The organism is Rhizobium centroccidentale, assembly GCF_030182565.1.
GTDB lineage: Bacteria > Pseudomonadota > Alphaproteobacteria > Rhizobiales > Rhizobiaceae > Rhizobium.
In genome coordinates, this window is the sequence record NZ_JAQJCG010000024.1 from 46869 (window position 1) to 63064 (window position 16196).

Here is a 16196-nt window from a genome sequence, read left to right on the forward strand (position 1 = left end):
CTGCCGATGTTTTCGAAGATACTGATCGCCAATCGCGGCGAAATCGCCTGCCGGGTCATCCGCACCGCAAGGCGGCTGGGCATCCGCACGGTCGCCGTCTATTCCGACGCCGATCGGGATGCCCTGCACGTGGCGCTGGCCGACGAAGCCGTGCATATCGGCCCGGCGGCTGCGAGCGAGAGCTATCTGTCGAAGGAGAAGATCATCGGGGCCGCGAAGCGAACCGGCGCGGAGGCCATCCATCCGGGCTACGGCTTTCTCTCGGAAAATGCAGGTTTTGCCGAGGCCGTCGAAGCTGCCGGCCTGGTCTTCATCGGCCCGTCGCCGGCCTCCATCCGAGCGATGGGGCTCAAGGATGCGGCCAAGGCGCTGATGGAGCGGGCAGGGGTGCCGGTCGTGCCAGGCTATCATGGCGATAGGCAAGAGCCCGGCTTTCTTGCCGCACAGGCCGATGGCATCGGCTTTCCCGTTCTTATCAAGGCGAGGGCCGGCGGCGGTGGCAAGGGCATGCGCCGCGTCGACCGGCCGGAGGATTTCGAGGCTTCGCTGGAGGCAGCGAAACGCGAGGCGAAATCCGCTTTCGGCGACGATGCCGTGCTGATCGAGAAATATCTGACCAAACCGCGTCACATCGAGATCCAGGTCTTCGGAGACAGCCATGGCAATGCCGTGCATCTTTTCGAGCGCGATTGCTCGCTGCAGCGCCGGCACCAGAAGGTGATCGAAGAGGCGCCTGCGCCTGGTATGACGGAAGAGATGCGTAGCGCCATGGGCGAAGCGGCCGTGCGCGCCGCTCGCGCCATCGATTATCGCGGCGCCGGCACCGTCGAATTCATCGCCGATGTCTCCGAGGGCCTGTCGCCGGATCGCTTCTTCTTCATGGAAATGAATACACGCCTGCAGGTCGAGCACCCCGTGACCGAAGCGATCACCGGCGTTGATCTGGTGGAATGGCAATTGCGCGTTGCGAGCGGCGAGCCGCTTCCGATGAGGCAAAATGAGCTCACCATAAACGGCTGGGCCTTCGAAGCGCGCATCTACGCCGAAGATCCCTCGCGCGGCTTCCTGCCGGCAACCGGCACGCTTTCCCACCTTCTCTTTCCCGAAGGCGATGTGCGCATCGATTCAGGCGTGCGCAAGGGCGATACCATCACCCCGCATTATGATCCGCTGATTGCCAAGCTGACCGTGCACGCGCCGGATCGGGCGGCCGCCCTGGCGAAGCTTACGCGAGGCCTGGAGCAGACGCAGGTTGCCGGAACCACGACAAATCTCGATTTCCTCATTCGCCTCGGCCACCAGCCGGATTTCGCCGCCGGCCAACCGGATACTGGATTGATCGATCGCGATGTGGAGGCGCTGACCTCGGCGCGGCAGCCCGACGATGCGGCTCTTGCCATTGCTGCCATTGTCGAGGCGGGTGGGTTCGCGCAAGCCGCTGACAATGATCCTTGGCTGTCGCTCGGTGCTTGGCAGCTCTGGGGCGAAGCAAGTCGTCCCGTCACGCTGCATTTTGCCCATGGTCAGCAAAATTGCCGCGTAGCTGCAAAGGGTCGGTCGCTGTTCAGCGTCGCCTTTGACGGTCGCGCCATTCTCGTCCGCCTGCTCGCAGGTGAGGGCCTTTCCCGTCATGTCGAGATCGACGGCCGGCAATCCCACGTCGATATCTTCGAGACATCGTCAGGTCTGACTTTGTTCCTCGATGGGCAGACGCATCATTTCCATCGCCTCGATCTTCTCGACGGAGGAGAGGAGGCGGCCAGCGGCGGCGACCGCGTCATCGCGCCGATGCCGGGCCTCGTCAAGATCGTGCGCGTGCGCGAGGGTGACACGGTGGCGAAGGGTCAGGCGCTGATCGTCATGGAAGCCATGAAGATGGAGTTGACGCTGACGGCGGCACGCGACGGTATCATCGAAAGCCTGCATGTCGGCGAGGGCGATCAGACCAGTGAAAGCGCAGTGCTTCTGTCGCTTCGCCCGGAGGATGCGGCATGACCGACAAGCCTTCCAACCACGTCACCATCGTCGAGATGGCGCCGCGCGACGGCCTGCAGAATGAGAAGCAGCAGGTCGATACCGAACGCAAGATCGAGTTGGTCGACCTGCTCTCCGATTGCGGTTTCGAGCGCATCGAGGTGACGAGTTTCGTTAGTCCAAAATGGGTGCCGCAGCTCGCCGATGCTGCCGATGTCATGACGGGCATAAGACGACATCCCGGTGTTCGTTACGCAGCGCTGGCACCCAACATGCAGGGCTTCGAGGCAGCCCTTGCCGCCGGCGCCGATGAAGTGGCGATCTTCGCCTCTGCCTCGGAAACCTTTTCCATGCGCAATATCAACTGCTCGATCGCCGAGAGCATCGAGCGCTTCCGGCCGGTGGCCGCTGCCAGCCGGGATCGCGGTGTCCCGTTGCGCGGCTATGTCAGCTGCGTCGTCGAATGCCCCTATGAAGGCGCGGTGCCGCCACAAAATGTCGTCAGCGTCGCCTGGCAATTGCGGGCACTTGGCTGCTACGAGATTAGCCTCGGCGACACGATCGGCAAAGGCACGCCGGAGGCCGTCGACCGGATGCTTGCCGCAGTGCTGGGCGAGCTGCCCACGGCAGTCCTTGCCGGCCATTTTCATGACACGTCCGGACGAGCGCTCGATAATATCGGCGTCGCGTTGGAGCGCGGCCTGCGGGTATTCGATGCGTCAGCGGGTGGCCTCGGCGGTTGCCCCTTCGCTCCCGGCGCCAAGGGCAATGTCGATACCGTTTCTGTTCAAGATTATCTATCGGTGCGGGGTTTTGAGACTGGTCTCGACCAGGACAAGCTTGCGGCCGCCGCCGCCTTCGCCCGCAGCCTCAGGAGTACCGCATGATATCGCAAACGATCCGCATCACCACAGACGAGCGCGGTGTCGCCTATCTGACGCTGACGCGCGCCGAAAAGCACAATGCCCTTTCGGCTGAAATGATCGATGATTTGATGGTGGCTACAGAAGACCTTGCTCACGATAGGGCAGTCCGGGTCGTCGTGTTGACCGGCGAGGGCGCCAGTTTCTGTGCCGGCGGCGATCTCGGTTGGATGCGTGCCCAGTTCGATGCTACGCGGGACGGACGTATGGCCGAAGCGCGGCGGCTTGCCATGCTGTTCAAGACGCTGAACGAATTGCCGAAGCCGCTGATCGCCCGCGTCCAGGGCAATGCTTTCGGTGGCGGTATCGGTATCCTCAGCGTCTGCGACATGGTGATATCGGCATCGACGGCCCGTTTCGGCCTGACGGAGGTGCGCCTCGGCATCATTCCGGCCACGATCAGTCCCTATGTCGTCGCGCGCATCGGCGAAGCGAATGCGCGCCCGTTGTTTCTCTCCGGCAAAATCATCGATGCCTGGCAGGCGCATGCCGCGGGCCTCCTGTCACGGGTCGTGGCGGAGGAGGCACTGGATGAGGCCGTAGAAGCCGAAGTCCGCCATTTCCTGGGCGCGTCACCGCAGGCAGCGGCCCGCGCTAAGGCCCTGGCGCGCTCCGTCGGTAGGCCGATTACCGATGGCATGATCGATCACGTCGTCGAACAATTGGCAGATGCTTGGGAGACCGACGAGGCGAAGGAAGGCATCACCGCCTTCTTCGAAAAGCGGCAGCCGAACTGGCGATCGGCCTAAACGAGCCTGTTGTTTGCGATGGTCAGCTGCGGGAATTGCGTGCCTCCCTTGATGAGATCGCCGGATGCCGGCTTGTCCCAGCGAAAGCCCATGATCGCGGCTTGCTGCATCTCCTGGAAAAGGTTGCCCGCAATCACCGCCGAGCCGGCGCCATCCGCGACCGAGACCACGCAGCCAATGCCGGCGTGCCTGACTATGTTGCCTGTCGCGACGACGTTGCGGAGATATTGACCCCAGCCGAGCCTCATGCCCCAGAGCGGCGCATTCTCGATGACATTATCGGCAACAAGCGTATCGGCCTCGGCCGAGATGCCGATGCCGAAACCGCCATCCTGCGCATAAGGGGCGGTGAGCGACAGATTGCGGATGACATTGCCCGTCACCGAAGCGAGCCTTCCGCCCCTGTCGAAATTGGTGACTGAAATGCCGTTGGCGGCGCCATCGACAAGGTTGTTGCTGATCGTGGCGCCGACGAATTCGAATTCGCAGTAGATGGCCGTTTCGCCGGAGCGCAGGCACTGATTGTTCGAGATCTGCACATTCGACGCCGAGTTGGCTCGGATGGCGGTGAAGGCGCAGTCGGTGATCTGATTGCCCGAAACCGTGACGCCATCGGCGCGGAAAACGTTGATGCCATTGCCGTTCTGGCCGGTGCCGCCGCCGTTGGCGCGGATGCGAGCAATGCGGTTGTTGGTGACGCTGCTGCCATCCTCGGCCTTGTCCCAGCGATGGATGAGGATACCGCCATTGCCGCAATCCTCGACGCGATTGCCTGTCGCCGTCAATCCGGTTGACTGGACGGAATAGATGCCGGCTTCCGCCGCGCCGGAGATGCGGCTGCGCTCGATCCGGCCGCCGCAGCGCTCAAGCTGCAGAGCATGCTTGCGGCTGCCGGTAACTTCGCAATTGTCGATCAGCACCTCGTCGACACCGGTAAATTGCAGGAGGCCGCCGGCATAATCGGCGAGCCAGCGATTGCCGCCATCGAGCACAAGGCCGGAAAGCTCGATACGCCTGGCTTTATCCGTATTCATCAGATGACCGTCGCCGCTATAGACCAGCCGTGAAGCACCGGGAACGCCGGTGATACGGGTGTTATCAGGCAATGTCAGGTTGGAAATATTGTAGGTGCCCGGCGGCAGGAAGAGCGGCATGTTGGTGCGCGCCGCATTGTCGATCATCGCCTGCAGCTTGCCGCTCTTGAAGTCGCTGGCGCCCGGTGTCGTCTTAAGCGCAACGGCGTCGATCGGTCCGCGTAGCTCGGCACGGGCCATCTTGGCCAGCGGCGCGGCGAAAACGCGCGGCGTAAGCAGGCCGGCCGTTGCCGAGGCGGCGATGGAAGCGACGAAGGCGCGGCGTTGGATCATTGCGAGCTCCTGGAACGTCGCTCCCGAAGCAGAAATCGTGCCAGGCCTATCTGTGCCATTTTGATACGGCGGCCGCTCGTCAAACGCTTTCGATTGGCCAAGGGCCTTGACCTCTTTCTATTTCATTTACCAGTCCCGTACAGGCGATGACCCGCACCTAATCCATTTGCGCTAGGGGCGACTCGCCGCGCATGTTATCCCTGCCGCATGCGGATCGCGGCCTTTCAACGTCTGGCACTTTTCGACGCCGTCGAGCAGGCAGCCGAGGTTTTGGCACGCGATCTCGCTTGGGCGGAAGCTGAAGGTATCGATCTCGCACTCTTTCCGGAATGCTATCTGCAGGGGCACAGCTATAACGAAGCCATCGCCAGACGCCGCGCGCTCTCCCTTGACGATCCCGGGTTGAATGCGCTTGTCGCTCGTTTCGCCTCGGGCAAGACGACAGCGATCATTGGCTTCTTCGAGAAGAGGCGCGATGCGCTCCACAACAGCGCCATGGTCGTCAAATCCGGCCGGATAGCCGGGGTCTATGCCAAGGCTCATCCGCTCGAAAGCGGCTGCACGCCCGGAAGGGATTTTCCGGTCTGGCAGGAGGGCAATTGGCGTTTCGGCATCAATATCTGCGCCGATCTCCGATATCCCTACACGTCGGCCCGTCTGGCTAAACAGGGAGCGGGCCTCATCTGCAATCCCATCAATCTGATGCTGCGACCCCACAAGGCCGAGAAATGGCACAGGCCGGGCATTTCCGGCTTACAGATATGCGCCAAGCATACGGGATGCTGGGTCATGGCGTCCGATGTAGTCGGAAGCAACGAGGATGGCTGGGTGAGCTATGGTACGAGTGCAATCGTCGATCCGAGCGGCGTCGTCGTGGCAAAGGCCAAGCCGCATAGCGAGGATGTCCTCGTCTTCGATCTGCCGGATCGGCAACCCGAATGACGATTCGCTCAAAAAGCTGCTGTCGTCGCTACCTAATCGTGCAAATCGCGCTATCCTCATAAGTCATGAGACCCGATCAACTGCTTTATCCGGCGCCCGAGGGCCTGTTCTGCCCGATCGGCGGCTTCTATATCGATCCCGTACAGCCGGTCGAGCGAGCGCTCGTTACGCATGGTCATTCCGATCATGCCCGCTCCGGCCATGCCCATGTGCTCGCCACCCGCCAGACCCTCGATATCATGCGTATTCGTTACGGCGATGATTTTGCCGGCTCGGAGCAAGCAGTCACTTTCGGCGAGGAGGTGACGATCAATGGCGTAAAGGTGCGGTTCCATCCTGCCGGTCACGTCCTTGGCTCCGCTCAAATCGCAGTGGAGAAGGATGGGCTGCGCATCGTCGTCTCAGGTGATTACAAGCGCCGGCCGGACCCGACCTGTGAAGCCTATGTGCCGGTCCCCTGTGATGTCTTCATCACCGAGGCGACCTTCGGTCTGCCGGTCTTCCATCATCCCGATCCGATGGCCGAGACACGCAAGCTCCTGGGTTCGCTTCGCCAGTTTCCGGAACGAACGCATCTGATCGGCGCCTATGCGCTCGGCAAGGCGCAGCGAGTCATCCGTCTGCTGCGCGATGCCGGATATGACAAGCCGATCTATATCCATGGCGCATTGGAAACTCTCTGCGATTATTATGTCAGCCAGGGCATCGCGCTTGGCGAACTCAAGCCGGCCACCCTCGAAAGCCGCGATCAGTCGATCTTCCATGGCGCCGTGGTCGTCGGCCCGCCCTCCGCTTTCCAGGATCGCTGGGCGAGGCGGTTCCATGATCCGCTGCCGGCCTTCGCCTCCGGCTGGATGATGGTGCGCCAGCGCGCCAAGCAGCTCGGTGTCGAGCTGCCGCTGGTCATCTCCGATCATTGCGACTGGCCGGAGCTGACGGAGACGATCTCCGATCTGAAGCCGAGCGAGGTCTGGGTCACCCACGGCCGCGAGGAAGCGCTGGTGCGCTGGTGCGAGCTGCAGGATATCGCCGCCAAGCCGCTGCATCTCATCGGCTATGAAGACGAGGGCGATTGATGAAAGCCTTTGCCGACCTTCTCGACCGCCTGGTGCTGACGCCGAGCCGCAACGGCAAGCTGAAGCTGCTGACCGATTATTTTCGCGATACGCCAGACCCAGATCGTGGCTATGGTCTGGCCGCCATCGCCGGTACGCTCGAGGTGCGCAACGTCAAGCCCGCCATGCTGCGCGAACTCGTTCTCGAGCGCATGGACGAGGTGCTGTTCCGCTACTCCTACGACTATGTCGGCGATCTCGCCGAAACGATCTCGCTGGTATGGGACAAGGAGAGCGAGATCGAGCGTCCCGCCGGCGAGCAGCCGAAGCTCGGCGAGGTTATCAGGCGCATGAATGCGCTTGGGCGGACCGAAGTACGCAGTTTCGTCCGCGATCTCCTTGATCGGCTGGATACGTCAGGCCGTTTCGCATTCTTAAAGCTCGCGACCGGTGCGATGCGCATCGGTGTCTCGGCCCGGCTTGCCAAGCAGGCGCTGGCTGAGATGAGCGGCAAGGATGTAACGGAAATCGAGACGTTGTGGCATGGCCTGCAACCGCCCTATGAAAGCCTGTTCCACTGGCTTGAGGGCAAGGGCGAGAAGCCGATTCTGGCGACACCCGCGATCTTCCATTCCGTCATGCTCGCCAATCCCGTCGAGCCGGGCGATCTCGATGGGCTCGACCCCCACGATTTCGCCGCCGAATGGAAATGGGATGGCATCCGCGTCCAGCTTTCGCGCTTCGGGGAGACGAGCAAACTCTATTCTCGCTCCGGCGATGACATATCCGGCGCCTTTCCCGACGTTGTGGACGCCATGAACTTCGAGGGCGTCATGGATGGGGAGCTGCTGGTTGGCGGCACCGTGCGATCCAACAGCCCGACACGCAGCTTTTCAGATTTGCAGCAGCGTCTGAACCGTAAGACTGTGACTTCGAAGATGCTGGACGAGTTTCCCGCCTTCATCCGCGCCTACGATCTTCTCTTTGATGGCGCGGAGGACGTGCGCGCCCGTGGCTTCCTCGATCGGCGCGAGCGACTGACGGAGATCATCGATGCCGCCCCGCATGATCGTTTCGATCTATCGCCGCTCGTCGATTTCACCTCGTGGGAGGAGCTTGACCGGCTGCGCTCTTCGCCGCCCGATCCTGTCATCGAAGGCGTGATGATCAAGCGCAGGGACAGCGCCTATCTCGCCGGCCGGGCCAAAGGCCCCTGGTTCAAGTGGAAGCGCGATCCCTATAATGTCGATGCCGTGCTGATGTATGCGCAGCGCGGCCACGGCAAGCGCTCCAGCTACTATTCCGATTTCACCTTCGGCGTTTGGTCGATGACGCCTGAGGGCGAGCAGCTGGTTCCGGTCGGCAAGGCCTATTTCGGCTTTACTGACGCCGAACTGGAGGTGCTGGACAAGTTCGTGCGCAACAATACGGTCGATCGTTTCGGCCCCGTGCGCGCCGTACGCGCCGATCGGGATTTCGGTTTCGTGCTCGAGGTCGCTTTCGAGGGCATCAATCGCTCCACTCGCCACAAATCCGGCGTTGCCATGCGCTTTCCCCGCATTGCAAGGCTACGGCCAGACAAGCCGCCCTACGAGGCCGACAGGTTGGAAACTTTGATCGCGATGATTGACGCCAAGGCTCCGGTTGTCGATGAATAGGCGAGGGCGATTCCTCACCACAAAGTGAGTTGGCCTTGCCTTTCAACCCGTGCAGATTTGCCCTGCGCCGGGACATTTAGACAGAGCTCATGACCATGTCTGACGACAACGCATTTCGTCCCAATCGCCGCGGCGTTCTTGCCGGCATCGCCATCACGCTTTTTGCGCCCTCCATCGTCCGGGCGGCTGATGACAGCACTACCGGCGGCAAGCCCTCTGAGACAAAGGCGATCGCCCGGAGTGATGAAAAGGCCGAGGATGCGCCGCCACAGCTTTCTGGTGACTATGCCAAGGAGCGCCATCTCTTTCGCACCGACCTTGTGAGCAAGGGGCCGGCTCCCGATATCTACGAACCGCTGGCGACGCCATCGACCGCCGAACGGCTTTTCTATCGCAGCGGTGTCGGCGAAGAGCTGGAGCTCGTCGCCTGGGTTTCCCGCTACACACGCTCAGAGAAGCCGAAGCCGGCCGTGCTTTTCCTGCACGGCGGCAACGCCATCGGCCAGGGACATTGGCAGCTGATGAAGCCCTATGTCGAGGCCGGCTATGTCGTCATGATCCCCTCCATGCGTGGGGAAAACGGCCAGAAGGGCAATTTTTCGGGTTTTTACGACGAAGTTGCCGATGTGCTGGCCGCGTCTAACCGGCTGCGGCATCTGCCTGGGGTTGATCCGCACCGCATGTTCCTGGCCGGACACAGCATCGGCGGTACGCTGGCCATGCTGGCAGCCATGTCGACCCATCGCTTCCGGGCGGTCGCGCCGATATCAGGCAATCCGGATGCCTATGCCTTCTTTGGTCGCTATCCGCAGGACATCCGATTCAACACCAGGAACCCGCGCGAATACCAGATGCGCTCGCCTCTCTGCTATGCGCACAGCTTCAAGAGCCCTGTAAAGCTGTTCCACGGGACCGAAGAGGCGCATTTCGATTCGCGCTTGGCATTGCTTTCGAAGCGAGCGACAGCAGCAGGCGTGAAAATGGAAATGGCGACCGTGCCGGGCAGCCATAATTCGGCTTTGCCGGGCGAAATCGCTCAAAGTATCGAGTTCTTCAAGAGCGTAGCCGTCTAGACCAGCTCCCGTAAGAGCGGCACCGGAGATAAGCCACACCGCTCTGCTACTCGATGCTTACGCCATCAGCTTCTCGATCAGTGCCGCCGCCGCTTCCGCAATCACGGTTCCGGGCGGGAAGATCGCGTCGGCGCCGGCTGCCTCCAGCGCCGCAAAATCCTGCGGCGGGATGACGCCACCGACTGCGATCAGAATATTGCGGGCATGACGCCGGGTGAGCGCCTCCTTCAATTCCGGCACCAGCGTCAGATGGCCGGCGGCAAGCGACGATGCGCCGACGATATCGACGCCTTCGCGAACGGCGACGTCGGCGACTTCCTCAGGCGTCTGGAACATGGCGCCGACGACGACATCGAAGCCGAGATCGGCAAAGGCCGTAGCGATCACCTTTTGCCCGCGGTCGTGCCCATCCTGGCCCATCTTGGCGATGAGGATGCGGGGCTTTTCGCCGCGCACCGTGCGGAGGGCCTCGACCTTGGCGACAGCCTTGTTGAAAGCGGGATCGGCGTCGCCGACTTCTTGACGGTAGACGCCTGAGATGGTCCTGATCTCGGCGACATGCCGGCCATAGGCCTTTTCCAACGCGAGCGAGATTTCGCCGACGGTCGCTCTTGCCCTTGCTGCCTTCACGGCGAAGTCGAGCAGATTGCCGGTGCCGTTTCGCGCGGCATCCGTTAAGGCATCCAGGGCTGTTTCGACGGCTGTCGTCTCGCGCGTGCCCTTCAATTGCTGCAGCTTGGAAAGCTGGCGTGCCCGCACCTCGGAATTGTCGATCTTCAGAACGTCGACCTCGATATCTTTTTCCGGCCTGGAAAAATTGATGCCGACGAGGGTTTGATGGCCGCTGTCGATGCGTGCTTGCGTGCGGGCCGCCGCTTCCTCGATGCGAAGCTTGGGGATGCCTTTCTCGATCGCCTTTGCCATGCCGCCAAGTGCCTCGACTTCCTCGATATGGGCAAGGGCGCGCGCGGCGAGATCATGGGTCAGCCGTTCGACATAGGCCGAGCCGCCCCAGGGATCGATGATGCCTGTCGTTCCCGATTCCTTCTGCAGCAGGATCTGCGTGTTGCGGGCGATGCGGGCGGAATGATCCGTCGGCAGCGCCAGCGCCTCGTCGAAGGAATTGGTATGGAGCGACTGCGTGTGTCCCTGTGTGGCAGCCATCGCCTCGACCATAGTGCGGATGATGTTGTTCATCGGGTCCTGCGCCGTCAGCGACCAGCCGGAGGTCTGGCTGTGGGTTCTGAGCGCCAGGGATTTCTGGTCCTTCGGTGCGAAATTCTTCTGCATCAGCGCGGCCCAGATCAGCCGCCCCGCGCGCATCTTGGCGACTTCCATGAAGAAGTTCATGCCGACGGCCCAGAAGAAGGACAGGCGAGGCGCGAAGCTGTCTACATCGAGCCCGGCTGCGACGCCTGCCCGCGCATATTCGATGCCGTCGGCGATGGTGTAGGCGAGTTCCAGATCCGCCGTCGCGCCGGCCTCCTGCATGTGGTAGCCGGAGATCGAGATGGAGTTGAACTTCGGCATACGCTGGCTGGTATAGCTGAAAATGTCCGAAACGATCCGCATTGAGGGTTGGGGCGGATAGATATAGGTGTTTCGAACCATGAACTCCTTGAGGATGTCGTTCTGGATCGTGCCGGACAGCTTGTCCTCGGAAACACCCTGTTCCTCCGCCGCGACGATATAGAGCGCCATGATCGGCAGCACCGCGCCATTCATGGTCATCGAGACGCTCATCTCATCGAGTGGAATGCCATCGAAGAGCTGGCGCATATCGAGGATGGAATCGATCGCGACACCCGCCATGCCGACATCGCCTGATACCCTCGGATGATCGCTGTCATAGCCGCGATGCGTGGCAAGATCGAAGGCGACGGAGAGCCCTTTCTGGCCGGCGGCGAGATTGCGGCGATAGAAGGCGTTGGATTCTTCCGCCGTGGAGAAGCCGGCATATTGGCGTATAGTCCAGGGCTGCTGGACATACATGGTCGGGTAGGGGCCGCGCACAAATGGCGCAGCACCGGGATAGGTTTCAAGGAAGTTCAGGCCGGCGAGGTCGTTTTCGTCGTAAGCGCGCTTGACGCTGATGCCTTCGGGGGTTTCCCACGCACGGGCGGTGGTCGTTGGTGCCGTTGCTTGTAGCTTGGCCCAGGGGATGGTGGCGAAGTTGGGGATCTTGGTCATGGAGCGGATGCCTCCGTGGACGTCGAAAGTACGGCACCCCCCTCTGTCACTTCGTGACATCTCCCCCACAAGGGGGGAGATTGGCAGCTTGCTGTGCGTGTCTGCCCTAAAAATTCTTGCGCCTTGGTGACGTGGCATAGGGTTATGCCGTGAGGTGTGCGACACTCTCCGAACGATCTCCCCCCTTGTGGGGGAGATGTCGCGAAAGCGACAGAGGGGGGTATCGCACTTGTCTCGAACGCGATCTCCATTCTCATCCCTCCATCCCCTCATCCAGCCGCATCGGCACCAACCCCGTCCCGCCAGCAATCGGACTCAAAGGGCCCAAAACCGTCACTGGCCGCTCGGTCTTCATGGCAAACAGCGTCGTCCCTACGATCGGCTTGGCGATGCGGCTCTCGCGTGCCTCGGCAACCATCGCCGCCAACTCACCGCTGGGAATGACCCTCGCCAATCCGCCCTTGCTTTCGATCTCGACAAAGATATCCCAGGCCCGCTCACAAAGTGCATCGGTCAGCGTCTCGATTCCGCCGGCTCCGGCGGCAGGATCGACGACATGATCGAGGTGGCTTTCGGCAATCAAAATCGTCTGCATGTTGCGCGCCAGCCGCCGCGCCAGCGGGTCGGGTATGCCGTGCGTCAGGCTGTGCGGCAGGACGGAAATCTCGTCAGCGCCGCCGACGCCGGCTGAAAAGACCGCGATCGTGTTGCGCAGGATGTTCGTCTCCGGATCGAGGCGGGTCAGCATGCGATAGCTCGTCTCCGCAAAGAGATGCGCCGGTCGTGGGTCGGTGACTCCGCAGGCCTCGGCGATCCGGGTGAAGATCAGCCGTGCGGCGCGCATCTTCGCGGTTGTGACGAACTGGTTCTGATCGGCTGAAAGGCAGAGGCTGGTTGCCGCAAGCGCTGCTTCCGGCGACAGTCCCGCCTCCTCAAGCAGTCGTAAATGGCCGACGAGGCTTGCGGCCATGACCGCCAGTTCCTGCGCCTCGGTCCCGCCGGCGTTATGCACGGCACGGCCGTCTGCATTGACGATCGTATCTATCGACTTCAACTCTTTGAAGTATTTGATGTCGTTGGTAAAATTGGCGAAATGCACGGCTGTCAAGAAAGCGTCGAGCCCAAGGTGCAATCTCTGGGCACCACCGTCCGCAACCGAGGCCGCAACCATTTTGGCGATGCTGGAAGAAAAGCCATCGAGGCGCAGAGTTGTCGTCTTGGCGGATGCTGCTGCCAGCACTTCGGAAAAGGTTGGCGACTGAGCATCCATGCCGATGCCGAAAGCCGAAGCGGAACCGCTGGAAATCAAGCTGATACCACTTGCGCCGTTGGCAAGATCGTCACCGAGTTGCACGATCGCCCGCTCGGTGTCGGGATCGTCCATGCGCTGCGTCACCGTCCAGGGCAGCTCGGCCCGCTGACGAAATAGCGGCTTGCCGTCGCGCCGTCGCTCGTAAAGCGGCTCTATCGTGATGCCGTCATCGGTTCGCGAGACCAGTGCTTCCTGGAAATCCTTGCCTTTCAGCGCCCGTTCCACCAGCTTCAGCCAAGTCTTGTGGTCGGTCTGGCCGAAGATGCCCGGGTCGAGACTGTCGATATTCATGCGCTCCTCCGTACTGCATTGGTCTAGCCCATGATGCCGCAAGGGAAAACAGGAGTTTGGCTGATCGGTGCAATATCTTCGTTGGAACCGTCTGGCGATCGACGCCAGCCTCGCTCCAGCCGCGGCATTCATTATGCGGCCGATCCGATGTGTCCCAACTGGTTTCCGATAATGGCCGACCTGCTGCCTGTTTCCCGTCACCTGTTTGTCGCTGCCGCGCTGACGACATTGTCCGCCTGCAGCATCATTCCTGATACGGGCGCCACCGATCCGGATCGCTTTGTGCAGGAGACGACGCCCGTCTTCTATCGTCCGGAGGGTATCGAGCCGAACAGGGTAAGGCGCCTGCCGGTGCAGCCCGTGCCGCAATCACGCGATCTCTTCCGCACCCAATTCCATCAGACCTATGGCCTACCGACCTTCAATCCAGTGCATCAGGCCATGTATGCGCAGCGCAGCGAGGATGATTTCACGTTGCCGGCCATTCCCTACAAGCGCATCGATCCGCGCTTCCTGCGGCAGGAAGTGGACTACCAGACCAGGGAGCGCCCCGGCACTATCGTTGTCGATACGCGCGAACACTTCCTCTATTTCATCGAACCGGGCGGCAAGGCGATGCGCTATGGAGTCGGCCTCGGTGCGGCGGGATATGCCTGGCACGGAAGGGGCCTGATCCAATGGAAGCAGAAATGGCCGCGCTGGACCCCGCCCGCCGAAATGGTCGCGCGCGAACCGCAGATCAGGCCGCTATCGGCCGAGCGCGGCGGCATGAATCCGGGGCCGACCAACCCGCTCGGCGCGCGTGCGCTCTATATCTATCAGAACGGCCGGGATACGCTTTATCGGGTTCACGGCACGCCGGATTGGCAGTCGATCGGCAAGGCCGCATCTTCCGGATGTGTTCGGATGCTCAATCAAGATGTAATAGATCTCTACAGCCGGGTGCCCGATAAGGCAGAAATCGTCGTTCTGTAGCGGTATTTTACCACAAATTTTCGTGATGTTGCATAAGTGCGATAGTCGGGGTGGTTTGCGCTCTTTAGTTTTGCGTCTGTCTCTGCGAACCTCTCGGGGAGCCGAATCAGCCTGTTGTTACGGGTTTTCGCTTCCTCCACAAAAGGAACTATGCTGTCGACATGAGCCTTCCTTCATCCCTATCCCGACGTAACTTCCTCGCTCTAGCTGGTCTCGGCGCCGTTTCGACGCTTGCCAGCTGCGCCTCCACCATCGACAACGGCCCCGTCGTCAGTCCGGTTCAATATACCGGCTCCCCCCGGCCGTTCCGAACCTGGTTCTCCAGCTATGATGGCGAGCAGCCCGATCCGGCCGTAATCTATGCCTCCGTCGAGGATGGGGGCTTCATCATTCCGGCGGTTCCCTACCAGCAGATCGATCCACGCTTCTACCGTCAGCGGGTGGTCGACCCAACAGGCGAGGCACCCGGCAGCGTGATCGTCAATACAACGCAGCGCATGCTCTATGTGACCGAGCAGGGCGGAACGGCAATGCGCTATGGCATCGGCGTCGGCCGCGAAGGATTTGCCTGGCAGGGCCGCGGCGTCATTCAGTGGCGCAAGAAATGGCCGCGCTGGAATCCTCCGGATGAAATGGTCGCCCGTCAGCCGGAACTCGTGAAATATTCCATCGCCAACGGCGGCATGGACCCGGGCCTGAAGAACCCGCTGGGGGCGCGTGCTCTCTATATTTTCGAGGACAAGCAGGATTCGCTTTACCGCCTGCACGGCAACCCCGACTGGCGCTCCATCGGCAAGGCCGTTTCCTCTGGCTGTGTCCGCTTGCTGAACCAGGATGTCATCGATCTCTATGATCGTGTTCCCGAGCGAGCGCCGATCCTGGTCACGGCCTGATACCGTATCATTGAAAAAAGGGCGTCACTGGCGCCCTTTTTTGTTTGCGGTCCTGACCGGAAGTAGCCGGCATCCTGAAACCGATTTCAAACCATTGCCAACCTGACCTTCGGCTGTGGGCGCTGGTCGCGCGGATTGGCTATTAGCTCACATCGCGGGCCGTTGCCATCTTCCTATTGCCGGCATTGTCTCAATTCATTTTCCTAATCAAACCGCGAAATCTATATTGTGCGCGATTAAATCGTGATGTATATAAAGTTCATCCAAACCGAAGGAGACATGACATGCCTATTCTCTATACGACCAAAGCTTCCGCCACCGGTGGCCGCGCCGGCCATGCAGTTTCCGAAAATGGCGTCCTTGATGTCACGCTGACTGTTCCGAAGGAGCTCGGCGGCGATGGCGCTACCGGCACCAATCCGGAGCAGCTCTTTGCAGCCGGCTATTCCGCCTGCTTCTTGGGCGCTTTGAAATTTGTCGCAGGCCAGCAGAAGGTCAAGATTCCGGAAGACGCAAAGGTCACGGCAACCGTCGGCATCGGCCCGCGCGCGGATGGCACCGGTTTCGGCATCGAAGTGTCCCTAGCCGTCCACATTCCCGGCATGGACAAGGCCGAGGCTGAAAAGCTCGCCGCCGCCGCCCATATCGTGTGCCCCTACAGCCACGCCCTGCGCACTTCGACCGAAGTGCCGGTTGCTGTTGTCTGACGCGCCACCGCGCCGCCAGCCGATTGAAGGCCGGAAATACGGAATATATTGAAAAGGAGCGACAGTTTGATCTGTTGCTCCTTTTCT

13 protein-coding genes are annotated in these 16196 nt (G+C 61.3%); 10 read left to right on the top strand and 3 right to left on the bottom strand.

Annotated elements, in window-relative coordinates:
- The first annotated feature begins 6 nt into the window (after positions 1-6).
- From PH562_RS25170 to PH562_RS25180, 3 genes are read left to right on the top strand one after another with little or no spacing between them, the layout of a single operon-like run.
- A complete protein-coding gene (locus tag PH562_RS25170) occupies positions 7-1995 on the top strand; it encodes an acetyl/propionyl/methylcrotonyl-CoA carboxylase subunit alpha (protein WP_113232341.1) in 1989 nt (662 codons plus the stop codon).
- Positions 1992-2861 carry a hydroxymethylglutaryl-CoA lyase gene (locus PH562_RS25175; RefSeq protein ID WP_113232342.1) on the top strand — a complete coding sequence of 290 codons (870 nt, stop codon included), beginning with the start codon at positions 1992-1994 and terminating at the stop codon, positions 2859-2861. The genes PH562_RS25170 and PH562_RS25175 overlap by 4 nt, the downstream gene beginning before the upstream one ends.
- Entirely contained in the window at positions 2858-3646 is a 789-nt protein-coding gene (locus tag PH562_RS25180; protein ID WP_285176464.1) for a crotonase/enoyl-CoA hydratase family protein, read from the top strand. The genes PH562_RS25175 and PH562_RS25180 overlap by 4 nt, the downstream gene beginning before the upstream one ends.
- On the opposite strand, the gene PH562_RS25185 is transcribed toward PH562_RS25180, so the two are convergent.
- The gene (locus PH562_RS25185; protein WP_285176465.1) at positions 3643-5013 is read right to left on the bottom strand and encodes a TIGR03808 family TAT-translocated repetitive protein; all 1371 of its coding nucleotides are present in this window, start codon (positions 5011-5013) and stop codon (positions 3643-3645) included. The two genes, PH562_RS25180 and PH562_RS25185, sit on opposite strands and share 4 nt — an antisense overlap.
- A 207-nt stretch (positions 5014-5220) precedes the next feature.
- Between PH562_RS25185 and PH562_RS25190 the strand changes: the two genes are divergently transcribed.
- The 4 genes from PH562_RS25190 to PH562_RS25205 all read left to right on the top strand — a co-directional run bounded on the left by PH562_RS25190 (position 5221) and on the right by PH562_RS25205 (position 9741).
- On the top strand, positions 5221-5955 hold the full coding sequence (locus tag PH562_RS25190) for a carbon-nitrogen hydrolase family protein (RefSeq protein WP_285176466.1): 735 nt from the start codon (positions 5221-5223) through the stop codon (positions 5953-5955).
- Between the two features lie 65 nt (positions 5956-6020).
- Complete coding sequence (locus PH562_RS25195) at positions 6021-7031, top strand: ligase-associated DNA damage response exonuclease (RefSeq protein WP_285176467.1); 1011 nt, start codon at positions 6021-6023, stop codon at positions 7029-7031.
- Positions 7031-8668: a cisplatin damage response ATP-dependent DNA ligase gene (locus PH562_RS25200; RefSeq protein WP_285176468.1), complete on the top strand. Its 1638-nt coding sequence runs from the start codon at positions 7031-7033 to the stop codon at positions 8666-8668. Before PH562_RS25195 ends, PH562_RS25200 begins: the two co-directional genes overlap by 1 nt.
- Positions 8669-8757: 89 nt before the next feature.
- Positions 8758-9741, top strand: coding sequence for an alpha/beta hydrolase family protein (locus tag PH562_RS25205; RefSeq protein WP_285176469.1), 984 nt, complete (start codon positions 8758-8760; stop codon positions 9739-9741).
- 57 nt (positions 9742-9798) lie between these two features.
- Here PH562_RS25205 and scpA read toward each other — a convergent pair whose 3' ends face one another.
- Both scpA and PH562_RS25215 read right to left on the bottom strand, forming a co-directional pair.
- Positions 9799-11931 (bottom strand): methylmalonyl-CoA mutase, encoded by a 2133-nt coding sequence (gene scpA / locus PH562_RS25210; protein WP_285176470.1) that lies wholly within the window; start codon positions 11929-11931, stop codon positions 9799-9801.
- 253 nt (positions 11932-12184) lie between these two features.
- Positions 12185-13534 (bottom strand): methylmalonyl-CoA mutase family protein, encoded by a 1350-nt coding sequence (locus PH562_RS25215; RefSeq protein ID WP_285176471.1) that lies wholly within the window; start codon positions 13532-13534, stop codon positions 12185-12187.
- Between the two features lie 171 nt (positions 13535-13705).
- Between PH562_RS25215 and PH562_RS25220 the strand changes: the two genes are divergently transcribed.
- From PH562_RS25220 to PH562_RS25230, 3 genes are all read left to right on the top strand, one after another.
- Positions 13706-14509 carry a L,D-transpeptidase gene (locus tag PH562_RS25220; RefSeq protein WP_113232351.1) on the top strand — a complete coding sequence of 268 codons (804 nt, stop codon included), beginning with the start codon at positions 13706-13708 and terminating at the stop codon, positions 14507-14509.
- A gap of 161 nt (positions 14510-14670) precedes the next feature.
- Entirely contained in the window at positions 14671-15402 is a 732-nt protein-coding gene (locus PH562_RS25225) for a L,D-transpeptidase family protein (RefSeq protein ID WP_113232352.1), read from the top strand.
- A gap of 284 nt (positions 15403-15686) precedes the next feature.
- Positions 15687-16109, top strand: coding sequence for an organic hydroperoxide resistance protein (locus PH562_RS25230; RefSeq protein WP_285176472.1), 423 nt, complete (start codon positions 15687-15689; stop codon positions 16107-16109).
- Positions 16110-16196 lie beyond the last annotated feature (87 nt).